At 46.2% G+C, this 14,350-nt stretch carries 9 protein-coding genes and 2 pseudogenes; 9 read left to right on the plus strand and 2 right to left on the minus strand.

Going from position 1 to position 14,350, the window contains the following annotated elements; translation table 11 throughout:
- Positions 1-22: 22 nt before the first annotated feature.
- Positions 23-664 (minus strand): annotated as a pseudogene (locus AC13C0_RS09075) (IS3 family transposase); the annotation flags it as partial.
- Between the two features lie 957 nt (positions 665-1,621).
- Between AC13C0_RS09075 and AC13C0_RS09080 the strand changes: the two are divergent.
- From AC13C0_RS09080 to AC13C0_RS09120, 9 genes are all read left to right on the plus strand, one after another.
- The gene (locus tag AC13C0_RS09080; protein WP_053114414.1) at positions 1,622-2,767 is read left to right on the plus strand and encodes an acyl-CoA dehydrogenase family protein; all 1,146 of its coding nucleotides are present in this window, start codon (positions 1,622-1,624) and stop codon (positions 2,765-2,767) included.
- 38 nt (positions 2,768-2,805) lie between these two features.
- The gene (locus AC13C0_RS09085; RefSeq protein ID WP_053114415.1) at positions 2,806-3,594 is read left to right on the plus strand and encodes an enoyl-CoA hydratase/isomerase family protein; all 789 of its coding nucleotides are present in this window, start codon (positions 2,806-2,808) and stop codon (positions 3,592-3,594) included.
- A 39-nt stretch (positions 3,595-3,633) separates the two neighbouring features.
- On the plus strand, positions 3,634-4,410 hold the full coding sequence (locus tag AC13C0_RS09090) for an SDR family NAD(P)-dependent oxidoreductase (protein ID WP_053114417.1): 777 nt from the start codon (positions 3,634-3,636) through the stop codon (positions 4,408-4,410).
- 92 nt (positions 4,411-4,502) lie between these two features.
- Entirely contained in the window at positions 4,503-5,564 is a 1,062-nt protein-coding gene (locus AC13C0_RS09095) for an MBL fold metallo-hydrolase (protein ID WP_053114419.1), read from the plus strand.
- Between the two features lie 78 nt (positions 5,565-5,642).
- On the plus strand, positions 5,643-7,205 hold the full coding sequence (locus tag AC13C0_RS09100; RefSeq protein WP_053114421.1) for a class I adenylate-forming enzyme family protein: 1,563 nt from the start codon (positions 5,643-5,645) through the stop codon (positions 7,203-7,205).
- Positions 7,206-7,287: 82 nt separating this feature from the next.
- Positions 7,288-8,526, plus strand: coding sequence for a thiolase family protein (locus tag AC13C0_RS09105; RefSeq protein ID WP_053114423.1), 1,239 nt, complete (start codon positions 7,288-7,290; stop codon positions 8,524-8,526).
- A gap of 221 nt (positions 8,527-8,747) precedes the next feature.
- On the plus strand, positions 8,748-9,854 hold the full coding sequence (locus tag AC13C0_RS09110) for an IS630 family transposase (protein WP_264752601.1): 1,107 nt from the start codon (positions 8,748-8,750) through the stop codon (positions 9,852-9,854).
- Between the two features lie 23 nt (positions 9,855-9,877).
- Positions 9,878-12,649: a winged helix-turn-helix domain-containing protein gene (locus tag AC13C0_RS09115; RefSeq protein ID WP_176443026.1), complete on the plus strand. Its 2,772-nt coding sequence runs from the start codon at positions 9,878-9,880 to the stop codon at positions 12,647-12,649.
- Positions 12,650-12,788: 139 nt separating this feature from the next.
- Positions 12,789-13,922 (plus strand): CaiB/BaiF CoA transferase family protein, encoded by a 1,134-nt coding sequence (locus tag AC13C0_RS09120; protein WP_053114429.1) that lies wholly within the window; start codon positions 12,789-12,791, stop codon positions 13,920-13,922.
- Between the two features lie 35 nt (positions 13,923-13,957).
- On the opposite strand, the pseudogene AC13C0_RS09125 reads toward AC13C0_RS09120, so the two are convergent.
- A pseudogene (locus AC13C0_RS09125) lies at positions 13,958-14,137 on the minus strand (IS3 family transposase); the annotation flags it as partial.
- Positions 14,138-14,350 lie beyond the last annotated feature (213 nt).

Consider the following 14,350-nt stretch of genomic DNA (forward strand, 5'->3'; position numbering starts at 1 on the left):
ATGCCTGACCTGCCCCCAGTCTTTAATCCAACTGCTTCCTAGTAATGTCCGTTACTGCTGAATCAGTTTTGCCAAGTCGGAGAGCGGAGGCAAACTCCAGGGGTGTCTGATACACTAGGGATGAGTGCGGACGCTGCTCACTGTAGTCCAAGCGCCAATTGCTGATCTTCTCCCGGGCGTGTGCGAGATCTCGGAACCAGTGTTCATTCAGACACTCATCCCGGAATTTTCCGTTAAAGCTCTCGACGTAACCATTCTGCATCGGCTTTCCGGGCTGAATCAGCTTCAGTTCAACGCCATGACGATAGGCCCATTGATCGAGTGCTTTGCCAGTGAATTTCGGCCCTTGGTCGGTTCTAACGGCTTTCGGGTAGCCTCGGAAGGCCGCAATGCCATCCAGGGTACGGGCTACCTGTTCACCCGAGATGCCCATGGCCACGGGAATGTCGAGGCATTCCTTGGTGAAGTCATTCACGATAGTCAGGCATTTGATCCTGCGCCCGTTGGCCAAGGAATCCATCACGAAGTCCATGGACCACGTATGATTCGGTGCATCGGGCAACACCAGGGGCTGTCGTTCCACCATCACACCTTTACGGCGCTTGCGTTTTCGGACGGCCAGGCCTGCCTCCCGGTAAAGCCGATAAACCTTCTTGTGATTCACCTCAGCAGCAACGCCAATCAGGGCGGAATTCATGGGAGATCGATCGGGACTGATCACCAACAGAGCGCAGATGGCCAGAATTGCGCAATTAAAGAAGATGGAGTAGCCCACACCAAGAAAGTACATCAGCACCGAAGACGTCAGCAGGCAGCCAACAACATTGCCGATTGTGCTCAAGGCTGTAGCACTACCGGCGGCTTCGCTTTTTCTCGTATTCTGGTCTGCCGCGTTAAGTAGCAATGGCACGGTCTGGCCAAGAAAGAATATTAGCCGTGCCATGATAGTCGGACAGAAGGCTAGCAGGTGGGTTAGAGCATTGCTGAGTACCGGGATTACCGCAGTGAGGTCCGTCACCGTCAGAACATACCAGCTGAAGAACGGGTAGGAGAGACCAATACCGAATAATCCTGTGGCGAAAACGAGGTTGATCAGCAGGGCACTGGAAAATTTCTCGGATGATCTCTTCCCAGCCTGATAATAGCCAAGTCCAGGGCCGCCAAAAAGCAAGTTATGAAAATTGAGGTGTAAGACACTGATCTGCCGATAAACGCGATGGTTTGACGGTTAGTGACCATCTGAATACCTGCACTGGCCAAGCCAGGGACCGCCCCTTCCGGTCGTTTCATATGTTCCAGAAACGCCTACCAAAAAATGACGCTATCTAGCAATTGGGATTGTCAAAGCTGATAAGGCCTGGAATTCCCGCGCCCTCTGCTAGTTTTGTCTTGCCGTAGCAGAGTTACTGCACCCCCGGATGTCCTGGGAACGCCCACGAGCTGGCTAATCGACCGTTGTTGATAACAGGCCTCTTAGAAAACTAAGTATCTAGAAAATTGATCATTGGCCCTACCCCCGCTTTTGAGGGGGGTGAAGCCAAAACGATTGAGATACGGTTAGAAATATCCAACAAACCCGAGCTGCCAACGATAGCTCTCCCTTAGTTAGAAAGGCGATTTTATGACCATGCAGATGACAGAAGAACAAAGAATGGCCACGGACGGCTTGAGGAAGGTTCTCGACGCTGAGATTGAGCCAAAATTGAGAGCCCACGGTGAAAAGTTTATTCCCAAAGAGATGATGAAGGGCTTCATCAAAACGTTGACAGAATATGGTCTGATCAGAGCGCCGTTCCCAGAACAGTGGGGGGGCTTAGAGATGGATTGGGTCACACATTTGCGCTTGTGGGAGGAGGTTGGTGTCAGTGCAATCGATCTGGCGCTACCAATCCTTATCAATGTTTCCGGCGCAGACATGTTAATCAGAAATGCTTCTGATTCCGTGAAGGAAAAATATGTCCCTGGACTGCTCTCTGGTGAAGTTTTCATAAGCATGGGGATATCTGAGCCTGACGTCGGTTCGGACGTTGCTGCTGCAAAGACGCGTGCAGTCCGTGATGGGGATTATTGGGTCATTAATGGAGAGAAAACGTGGATTTCCAATGGAGAGCATATGGATATCTTCGTATGCACCTGTAAGACCGGCGAAGGCGAATTGACACACATCCTTATCGAGGCAGATACACCGGGCCTCGAAGTGCGTGGCATTCCTAAAATGGCGTTGAACGGACAATCAACCTCTCAAATTTTCCTCGCGGATGTACGCGTACCCGTCGAGAACACTGTCGGGGAGATCGGGCAGGGATTAAAGAACACGCTAGTAACCTTTGAGCGTGCCCGGTGTCACATGGCCGCGTGGGGCTATTCGATTGCAAGACGGGCGATGGAAGAGTCAATTAAATACAGTCAAACCCGATCTCAACATGGGAAATTGATTGCAGGTCATCAGCTGATTGCAGAGAAAATTGCCAACATGGCTACGCAGATTGATGCCGCTCGATTACTTACGCTCAGGGCAGCAGAAATGATTGATCAAGGTTTGCGGTGTGACAAGGAGTGTGCGATGGCAAAGTGGTTTAGCACAGAAATCGCGGTAAAAGCCTGTCGAGATGCGGTTCAGATCCACGGCGGTAATGGTGTTACTAAAGAGTTCATCGTAGAGCGACTAGCGAGGGAGGCAATAATTGGCCCTATTCCAGATGGAACGACTGAAATCCAAAAGCTGTTAATCGCCCGATCACTAACTGGTGTACCGGCCTTCAGTTAAAAAGCCACCAAAACAAGATGACTTGGCGAGGTAATCAAATGACGAACAGTGCCTTACTTTATGAGCAATCTGGACCCGTTGGGTGGATTAATCTAAACCGCCCGAATGAAATGAATGCGATCAATCTGCAGATGCTGGATGAGTTTGAAGAGATTTTGCCCAGGATCGCTAATGATGATGCCGTAAAAGTCATTGTTTTGACTGGAAAGGGGAGAGCCTTTTGCGCCGGAGCAGATCTGAAAGAGATCCTTAATTCTGCTCGCTTACAACCCGGAGAAGCGGATTTTATCGATCGATTGACTGGGCGCGTTTTGAATGTACTTCGTGACTTCCCTAAGCCGGTAATCGCGGCCTTGAACGGCATCACGATGGCTGGAGGCCTTGAAACCGCCATGTGTGCGGACATCGTGGTTGCGGCTGATAGCGCAAGAATCGGAGACGCGCACGCCAACTACGGCGTATACCCTGGAGCTGGCGGCGCAGCAGTTTTACCAAGAATCATTCCTCTTAACGTAGCGAAATTTCTGCTTTTCACCGGTAGCACGCTTTCTGCAGAAGAAATGAAAATTTACGGATTTGTGAATCAAGTGGTGGATCTTAATTCCCTGCGAGCTGAAACACAAAGGATTGCAGAGTTAATCGCAGAGAAAAGCCCAATTGCGCTTCAACGTATGAAAACTGTGGCGAATGAAACAGGCAGCAAGGCTCTTCACGATGCCTTGGAGCATGAACAGGTACTCTTCCGACGCCACATGCGTTCATATGACGCTATGGAAGGCCTTAATGCATTTAGTGAAAAGCGAAGGCCTCAATTCAAAGGTTACTAAGTCACATTTAGGTCTCAAATATTCAAACAGGAGTAGATCATGAATTTGGAAAATAAAGTAGTTGTGATTAGCGGAGGTGCATCTGGTCTAGGGCTAGCAACTGCGCGCTATCTTGTGAAAAAGAAAAAGGCAAAGGTCGCTTTACTAGATATGAACCGAGAAGCCGGACTGAGTGCTGTAGAAGAGCTCGGTGATGAAAACGCGATTTTTATAGCCACTGATGTCACCGAAGAGAACGATGTGGATGCCGCGATTAGCGCAACGATCCAAAAATTTGGCGCAATCCATGTGGACATAAATGCGGCGGGGATTGTAGCCCCAAAAAAGATTCTCGATAAAAATGGAATTGCGGGCTCGATCAATAATTTTAGAAATGTAATAAACGTCAATCTAGTGGGCCTATATACAGTAATGGCTAAGTGTGCAGAAAAGATGGCACTGAATGAACCGGATCAAAATGGTGAACGGGGCGTCATTATTAACGTTTCATCGGGCGCTGCTTGGGAGGGACAGCTTGGACAGTGCGCTTATGGCGCTTCCAAGTCCGGGGTTAACGGAATCAATATTCCAGCAGCACGTGAACTAGGTTCAATCGGTGTTCGCGTCAATTCAATTGCCCCAGGGTTATTCGCAACTCCGATGGTAGATGCGCTGGATTCAAAGGTGAAAAATGCCTTGATCGAAATGTGCGAAGCACCCAAACGGATGGGTAATGTTGATGAGTTTGCTTCAGCATGCGTATTTCTAGTTGAAAACGGATATATGAATGGTCGCTATATCCGTCTTGATGCTGCAACAGTTATGCAGGCGAAATAGCGGTAAAAGGATGTGTCCCTTTAGCCCTCCAAAATGGGGGGCTCTTTTTAAATTAATTAAATAAAATTTAACAGTTCGTTGAGGGATAAATTGTGCATACCACCAATAGAAGCGTTGCTCAGGGAAACATAATAAATATAGCTCCTCCTAAATTTGGAGAGCTGGTTTCTATCAGTGCTGGTCTGCTCTGGACGAGGCTTACAATTCCCTCAAAGCTTGACCATATAAATATCTATCTGATTAAAGATAAAGGCGGTTGGTTTGCCATTGATAGTGGCCCAAGTTCGGATGCTAATCGGGAAATTTGGGAAGAAATAGTACAAAAACTACCTGAGCCAAAAAAGCTCACTGGATTGTTGGTTACACACTGTCATCCTGACCATATTGGCCTCTCCGGCTGGATTCAGCAACATTTCCAAGTACCAGTCTATGCCTCCGAGAATGAAATTTCCAAAGCCAGGCGTGACGAGTTTAGCAGGTTATCCAGTGACCATGAAAAGGATGACTTTTTCTATAGAACTTTGGGGGTTTCGAATACAGAAATACCTGAGTTAAAGAAATACGCAAGAGTAATGGATAACCTTTATGGTCCTCTCCCAGAGAAAGTAAAAATAATTGAAAAAGGCGAATCTATAATTATAGGAGAAAATGATTGGGATATTTGGTCCGGATCTGGTCATTCCGTTGAGCATATATGTCTTAAAAACGACAAGCTAGGAATATTTATCTCTGGGGACCAAGTGCTTCCAGGCATAACGCCTCATGTAGGTACGGATATAATAAGCTTAAATGACAATCCTATCAAAAATTGGCTCGAAAGCTTAACTGATCTAAAGTCATGGGTTAACCCAGATTATTTAGTTTTACCAGCGCATGAAAGGATATTTTTCAATGCAATAGCTAGGGTTGACGAGATTTTAGAGCATCATCACAACCTGTTAAGAACGTTAATTCGAAAGCTTGATCAATGGTTAACTACAGATGAATTGTTATCTTTTGTAGGTTGGGGCGCGGTGAAAGGCTTCGGTCGCTGCCTCGCACTTGAGGAAACATTTGCGCACTTAATTTTTCTGGTCAATTCGGGAGAAGTAAAGATTCAGAAAAACGAGTCTTCTGACGCTATAGAGTTTCGCTCAATTTTAGTTGAAAAATAGTTATTTTACTGTTTTCGATTAAATAATGACCTGAGACCATAGCTTATATAAAAATAAGTCCTAACAAGCGAGGAATTTATGAAAATTAATTTCAGTAATCACATGGAAAATTTGGCAAATCGATATGGTGAATGTGAAGCTATTGTAAATATTGAGCGTAATAGGCGCTACAGCTTCGCAGAGTTTCATGCACTGACTAACAGAATTGTAAACATGATGACGTCTTTAGGGCTCGGTGCTGGTGATAGGTTTGTTAATATTTTGGATAACGACAATCTTTCGTTACTTCATGCTCCTACTATTTTTAAAGGTTGTGTGACCGGAGCTTTTACAAACTTTAGAGATTCCTTGGAAGAACATACTTGGCAAGTTGAAGCTTCTGGTGCCAAAGTGGCATTTATTGAAAATGAGCTCCTCGACTCTCATTACAAGATGCTACGGGATAGAAACGTTACTGTGATTGTAATGGATGAGCCTAAAGAAAGTCTTGATGGTGTTTTCTATTTCTGGGATTTGGTCAACAAGGCGTCGGATCATAATCCAGATATAGTCGTTGATGACAGAGAACATTGCGCAATAATTCGGTTTACAGGAGGTACAACAGGTAAGGGCAAACCAGCAATGTACAGCATTGATAACTGGCTTAGCTGCCGTGACACGGCATTTGCCTTGCAAGATAAGGATGCATGGATCAGAAATCCCAGATGCATTCATATTGCACCAATAAGTCACGGAAGTGGTATGTTATTTTTGCCAACGTTGTATTCTGGTGGTTGCACCATTACACAAAATGAACCTGACTTGAATCTATACTGCAAAAACATTGAAAAAGAAAAAGCGACGCTCACGTTTCTTGTTCCCACGATACTTTATCGTATGCTTGAGATCGATTCAGATTTGAGTTCTCTGAGGTTCGTGATCTATGGCGCTGCGCCTATGAGTCCCGGAAAGCTTAAAAAGTTGCAAGAAAAACTTGGGAATATTTTTGTTCAGTGTTATGGCTCTACCGAACATTTTGGTTTTGCGTCGAACATGGGGACGAGTCAGCATTTGATTAATAGAGAAGAAGATGAGGTTAGGCTTAGTTCAGCTGGGCAGCCGACCCCTGGCGTTGAATGCATAATCGTGAACGAAAAAGGTGAGAAGGTCCAGAAGGGAGAAACCGGTGAGATTTGGGTACGTTCCCGAAGTATATGTCTCGGATATTTAAATGCTCCTGAGCAAACTGGGGCTGAGTTTAAGGACGGATTTTGGAAGTCGGGCGACCTTGGTTATATGGATGATGAAGGATTTATTTACTTGGTTGACCGGAAAAAAGATATGATTATTTCAGGTGGCTTTAACGTTTATGCTAATGAAGTCGAAGCGGCACTTAATAGCCACCCTTCAATTTTAATGTCGGCAGTTGTTGGTATCCCGCATGAAGAGTGGGGCGAGGCGGTTCATGCTGAGGTTACTTTACGCGAAGGTTGTGATGTAGGCGAAGATGAATTAGTTGCGCATGTTAAAGGTCTGATCGGTGGATACAAAGCGCCAAAATCTCTAATGATTGTCGATCAGCTTCCTACTAGTGTGGTTGGTAAGGTTTTACGCAGGAAAGTGCGTGAAAAATACTGGAAAGGTGAACGGAAAATTTCGTAATAGCAAGGTAAAAAAGTCATAAATCATAGTGACAACAAATGTCAAATTTGTGATTTAAAAGTTCTAATCTCGGAGAAATATAATGGAAGATATTTTTGTCGCCGGCGTTGGTATGACAAAATTTGGTCGTCATTTTGATCATAGTTATAAGGAACTGGCGAGAGAGGCTATCGAGCAGGCGCTTACTGATGCTGGAGCTAGCAAGGCTGATGTAAAGCAAGCATTTTTCGCCTCTTGCGTTATCGGTTTAATGCATGATCAACATATGATTCCTGGTCACGTTGCTTTGCGGTCGATGGGATTTGAGGGCATTCCTATCTTTAACCTTGAGGGGGCTTGCGCATCTGCTAGCACAGCCCTTCATTTGGCAGAGAACGCTATTAGGAGCGGGTCTTGTGACATCGCAATTGCTGTGGGCGTAGAGAAAATGAACAGCCCTGATAAGGCAAAAATGTTTTCGGCGTTTGACTCTGCTTGGGATGTTGAAACCGTGAGTGATAACCGGGACATCCTCTTAAAGATGGGGGAGGGAGTCGAATGCCCGGAGGGCTCTCAGTCCCCTAGACCATATTCCATGTTTATGGATGTGTATGCAGCGTTCTCCCGGTTCCATATGAAAACATTCGGAACGACCCAAAGACAAATCGCTGCCGTATCCGCAAAAAACCATCGACACTCTGTTCATAATCCTCTCTCGCAGTATCAGGTTGCGTATACTATCGAGGAGGTTTTGGCCGCACCGCCTATTACTTACCCACTTACATTGCCGATGTGCGCTCCTATTTCGGATGGCGCGGCGGCTGCGGTTTTGTGTAGCGCTGCGGGGCTAAAGAGGCTTAAGGGAGACAGCTCAAGAGCCATTAGGCTGCTTGCCAGTGTTGTGCGATCGAGCTCAGATCGAAGTTTCGATGATTTTGAAAATCACCTAACTGCTTTAGCTGCTAAAGATGCTTATGAAAAGTCTGGCGTTGCTCCAACCGATATTGACGTAGCCGAGGTTCACGATGCGACTGCGATGGGGGAAATAATACAGGCAGAGAATCTCCAGCTAGCGCCATATGGTGGGGCTGGGTGGGCTGCTGAAGCTGGCGAGTTCACTGTAGGAGGCCGAATTCCCATCAATCCATCGGGCGGTCTGGAATCCAAAGGGCACCCGATTGGCGCAACCGGAATAGGGCAAGTTTATGAGCTAGTGACTCAATTGAGAGGCGAAGCTGGAAAAAGGCAAGTCGAAAATGCTCAAATCGCCATTCAAGAAAATGGCGGCGGCATTTACGGAGTTGAGGAAGCTACAGCTGTAGTAAATATTTTTTCTAAATAGTACAAGGTTAGCATGGGCCATGTCGGGGCGCATATAGAGTGTCCCGCCATGGCAACTCAAGCTTTTCGACCTGTTGACTCAATGGATCAATTGGATTATTTGAGACTGAAAATTTTGTATTGTCGTTCCTCAACCCTAAAGGGTGATTTAGTGCGCCGTCTGATCAATATCATCTATGATTGAAGTTTTTCTGTCAGTAAGAGAAGTATTCAATTGTGCCCATGCCGATAGCTCCATTTAATCTGACCCTAAACGATCAATTGAAACTCCATGGCAGGTGCCGAGCCAGCACTTTGATCAAACGCCTAGTTCATCGTGTCAGTCTTCATTTCATAGGGAATGCATGCGAGACGGTCCCAGGGATATCCAGCTTGCTTCAGGTTAACACTCAAATGGTATTCAAGTGGCGCAAGCGCTACCGTGTGCGAGATTTTAAAGGGTTTTATGATTCACCGCGCCTGAGCCAGCACCGAAAACTGAACCGTGGAGACGTCAAAATTTATGAGCACACGGTTCATCAGGGTCCGATACAAGCCTTGCACTGGAGTATCAGCCTCATACGAACATGCCGGGGGCGCGTGTTGGCAAGTGCATTAGCTGAAGAATGCGTTAAATTTGAAGCCGCAACGGCTCACTACGTTAAAATCACGAATAATCCGTATTTTCTCGAGAAAGTTTGCGACATTGTCGGCCTTTATCTGAATCCGACGGACAATGCGCTGGTCCTCATTGTTGATGAAAAGACCCAAATTCAGACGTTCGATCGAACACACCCAAATCTACAGCTCAAGCCAGGCCAAGTTGAGCGTCATCCGTACGATTACAAGCAACATAGCACGACAAGCCTTTACGCGGACTTCAACATTTTGACGGGCGAAGTTATTGGCCGTGTCGCCCAGAGTCATCACGCCTTGGAATTTATAGATGTTTTAAGACAGATTGATTGGGAAGCTCCGCAGGATCTGCAGCTGTGTATCATCTTAGATAGCAACTCTTCTCACAACACCTTGGAGGTCAAAGCCTGGCTCGCCAAGAATCCTAGGTTCAAGGTGCATTTCACCCCAACCAGCGCGTCGTGGTTGAATGAGGTTGAGAAGTGGTTTGGTCAACTGGAACGGCGCGCACTTTATCGAGGAAATTCAATTAGCGTTGGTGAATCGAAGTCAGGGATTAAGAAGTGTATTAAGGTTCACAACGAAAAACTGGCCAAGCCCTTCCGGTGGAATAAAACTACTGGACACGATTGTATCATTGGCATGGCAATTTTGCGCTTAATCGATAATAAGCGTGTAAATTTAATAGGCGCTATATTTGGTGGGCTGGAATGAGGCAAAAACAAGATCTAAGAGGCATGCGACATCATCTGAGTTCGAATTGGCGCCTGCCGTTGATTCCGACCAAACTTTCACCGCCAAGGAGGTCTCAGCCTCTCTTTTCCCGAAAACGGCTGGAGAGTCTTGCCCCGGCAATCATGAAGCATGCTTTGACACTAGTCCAGGCGCCTGCAGGGTATGGAAAGACTACAATCGTTGGCCAATGGGCGGACATGTATCGAGGTGAAGATAAGCTTATAGCTTGGTTAAGTCTCTCAGAAGAAGACAACTCAGAAAAACGATTCTTATCATATCTCATCGCCTCACTGTCAATAACGAAGTCGAATTTCTGCAATGAATCTATTTTAGCGATTAACTCTGAACTATCTTCATCGATTGAAGTTGTTGAATCGATTTTGCTCGCCGAGTTAGAGGCCTCTCGAGAGGAAATCCTACTTACATTAGACGACTACCACTGCATTACTAATCCTGAAATTCACTCGCTAATGTTGCGTCTGATAAAGAATCGACCCGAAAATCTCCATATTATCATTGCAACCAGATCCGAAATTCCCATACGGCTATCTAAGCTGAAGTTGGAAAACCAATTGTTAATCTTGGGTGTCTCTGATCTTCGAATGGATTTTAGTGAGCTTGAGATGTTTCTAAACGAAGTTGTTGAGTTGGATCTACCTAAGAACGTCGCGAGATTGCTTTACGAGGTTAGCGAGGGATGGGTTGCCGGCGTGCAAATGGCGGCTTTGTCACCAAGGCTTCGCAAAGAACCAAAACAATTCCTTAATGAATTTGCAAGCGGATCGAAGGATCTTAAAAACTACCTCCATGAGGTATTAGTGGAACTATTACCTTCAGATTGTGAGGAAGCCCTTGTACGCTGCTCAATTTTAGAGCGCTTCAACGTATCGCTATGCGAGGTGGTTGGTGGGGTAAGCGATGGGAATGCCTTTTTAGAGAAATTGTCTCGGTTGAATTTGTTTATATTTTCGCTTGATGACAATAATGAGTGGTTCCGGTTTCATCGGTTATTTTCTGATTTTCTTCGAGAACGTTTGGGTCAGTTAGGTAAAAAGGAGGTGTTAGCCCTTCATCGTCTTGCTTGCAACTGGTTCGTCGCTCATGAGTTGTGGTCTGAAGCAGTGAGTCACGCTTTAGCCATTGGTTATTCAGATCTTGCTAAAACGTTCATCGAACGCTGTGCATCGGAAATGCTAGAAAAAAGCCGAACGGCCACACTGGTCAATTGGGGGAAGCAAATACCAGAGCATGAGTTGAGCAAGAATATTGACATACGCTTGGCAATCGTCCGGGCTCAGATGCTAATGATGGAGCTTCCTCCCATTCATGGCTTGCTTCATGAGATAGAGTCTGACTTGCAGAAAAGTGATGATGTTGATTTGATGGAAAGAAGAGAGGATTTGCAAAAACAAATACAGACAACGTCATTGCTACTTGCACTACTTGAGGACCGATTGGAAGACGCTAGGCGCTCTGCGGAGCCATGGATGGAAGCGCCTAGTGAGCTCAATAGATTTGAGTACGAAGTGGTCTTCAATGTCCTAGGCTATATTTATCTCCATCAAATGCGTTTTGATGAGATAGTTGAGGTACAGCGGCAAGCAGCTCGAATGACCAATAAGCTTCACTTCGGTGAGGGATACCGAAAAAGTTTTGAAGGCTTGGCCTGGTTCTGGCGTGGACGCTTAGATAGAGCTAAAGCATTGCTGGGAGAGTCTTTAGCGATTTCTGAAAAAATCGCCGGTCGGCGTTCGATGGCTTCTGTGACAGCCATCGCGAGCTTGGCCGAGCTTTGCTATGAGCGTAACAAAATAGAGGAGGCGGAGGAATTATTGGCATCTGCAATGACGGGCTCTTTGGACGCCTGCCTATTGATAACAGCACAAACCATTTATTCGCTTCTTGCTCGAATAAGTAAGCTGCGCGGAGAAAAAGCAGAATCTTGGATATTACTGGATAAGCTCGAAAAGGTTGCCATGAAAAGAGGGTGGGTCCGACTGGAGGGCCACTGCTATGCAGAGCGTATTCAGTCTGATATTTGGGAGGGTGATGGGGTATCAGCAACGAGAGAGCTAGGGCGTTTTGAACAGTATCTTGAGACCGTGAATCCGGATGTTATTGCTAAAGAACTCCTACATGATGATTGGCTAATATCGAAGGCACGAATTGAACTCCTTAATCAACCATCCAAGGGTTTTATAAAGGAGTTGCATGAGCGTATTACTGTTCTAGACCGTCAGGGTGCGTTTTATCGTAGTGCTAAATTCAGAATGCTGGCTGCGCTTGGAGAGTGGAAAATTGGCCAAACCAAGGCGGCTAAGAAAAGCTTAATTCCAGCACTCGCACTAGGTCAAGCGCAAGGCATGTTTAGAACCTTTGCAGATGAACTTCAAGGTGGGCAGTGTCTTCTAAAAAATATTGCTTCAAGTTTAGACGCACACGAAATGCGGTTGATGCCTTATATTGAAGGCTTAGTAAACAATATGGAACCTGCACCAAAATTGTTAGGCAATTTTGAAAAAGACCTTGAATCTGACTCGTTACCATCTGACATTTCTGATCTCGAACTCTTGAGTGCATCAGAGGTTACTGAAAGGGAGCGTGAGATTCTGGAACTAATCGGGGATGGTCTATTTAATAAGGAAGTTGCGAACCTATTAGGAATATCCGAGGGTACTGTCAAATGGCACCTAAAAAACCTATACAGTAAATTGGGCGTTTCCAGCCGAACTCAAGCCTTAAAAAGGGCGCATAGTCTAAAACTGATAAATTAACCTTCCCTCCCTGTCCCGCCCTTTCGAGGGGGGGAAGGTTGTTTATTTTTGGTTAGTATTTTGGGCCGCGAGAGTAAAGTAATACTGCTGAATTAAATGCCATTTCGATCGAAAGCATCTCGGAATATTAGGAGTTTTTATGGGGCCTCTTGAGGGAGTCAAAGTTGTAGAGTTTGCAGGGATTGGTCCAGCGCCGATAGTGGGTATGCTGTTAGCTGACTTGGGAGCCCAAGTTGTGCTAATTGAACGCAAAGTGATGAATTCAAACGCTGCAACAGTTGATCCCACTTTGATGGGAAAGGCTGCATTTTTTAAACGAGGTAAGAAGTCAATCACACTAAACCTCAGCAAATGTAGTGATGTTGAGGCTGCTTTGAGTTTAGTTGCAAAGGCTGATGTGCTCGTGGAGGGTTTCCGCCCTGGCGTTATGGAGAGATTGGGGATTGGACCAGAGGTATGCCTCGAAAAAAATCCAAAACTAATCTACGGTCGGATGACTGGATGGGGACAGACGGGACCGCTAGCGCCTTCGGCCGGTCATGACCTGAACTTTTCTGCCATCACAGGAGCTCTTTTTTACGGCGGTTTGCCAGGGGATATTCCGTTCCCGACGCCAACTTTGCAGGGTGATGTGGGGGGAGGGAGCATGTCTTTGGCGCTCGGTATCCTATCTGCACTGTTTCATGTCAATAAAACTGGCCAAGGTCAAGTGATTGATGCGGCTATTTCTGATGGTGTAATTTATAACATGATGCTTCTGGCCAGTTTGAGGGAACAAGGAGTCATTAGTGATGGCGACCGTAATGACTTTTTCAGTGGTGCGGCTCCGTGGTGCAGCACTTATCGGTGTGCCGATGATCGCTTTGTTACCGTTCAAGCATTAGAGCCTAATTTTTACCAAAAGCTAGTTTCTATTTGTGGTTTTAGCGATGATCCAGACTTTGTAGACCAATACGATAAGAGTTGCTGGCAGATAGCGAAGACGAAGATGTCAGCGTTTTTTGGCTCCCGTACGCAGGCTGAATGTTGTTCGCTTTTGGAGGGAACAGACGCTTGTTTCGCTCCGATTTTGAATTTTTCTGAGGCTGCAAATCATCCTCATAATCAGGCGCGTGAAAGCTTCATTCGTATTGACGGAGTGCTGCAGCCTGCACCCGCACCTAAGTTTAGTCTCACTAAGCAGGTGGTTGGTAGTATACCTGATTTGGGTGAGCACAATGACAATATTTTGGGACCGCTAGGTTTGTATAACAAATCCAATCTCTCTGATTGATATCAGAATCTTAGACGCGAAAGGTCAGAGGGGTTCTACCCCATTTCCACGGACGGTTTTAAAACGGCTGACAACTTCCGATCCTGAACGGCAACTCTACGTCGCATCCTGGGATTATGGAACCGCTCAATGTAGTCGAATACATCAGCTCGCGCTTCGTTCTGAGTGCGGTAATGCCGGTGGTGAATTCGCTCCCGCTTGAGCATCCCGAAGAATGTAACCGTCCGGTAAACCCATCTTGAGCCAGGTGCTGCGGCCGTCAGGATAGTGTCCACTTATTTTTAAGTGTAAGCGTTCATTCCAGGACGTCCTGCCACCCGGCTGAAAATCGCCCTACAGTAACCTCACATTTTTCAACACGAGGTTACCCCCATGAGAAAGCACCGTACCCCAGAACAGTGGCAGGCCCTGGTTGATCAGCAGCGCGT

The organism is Marinobacter sp. B-21 (assembly GCF_056857895.1).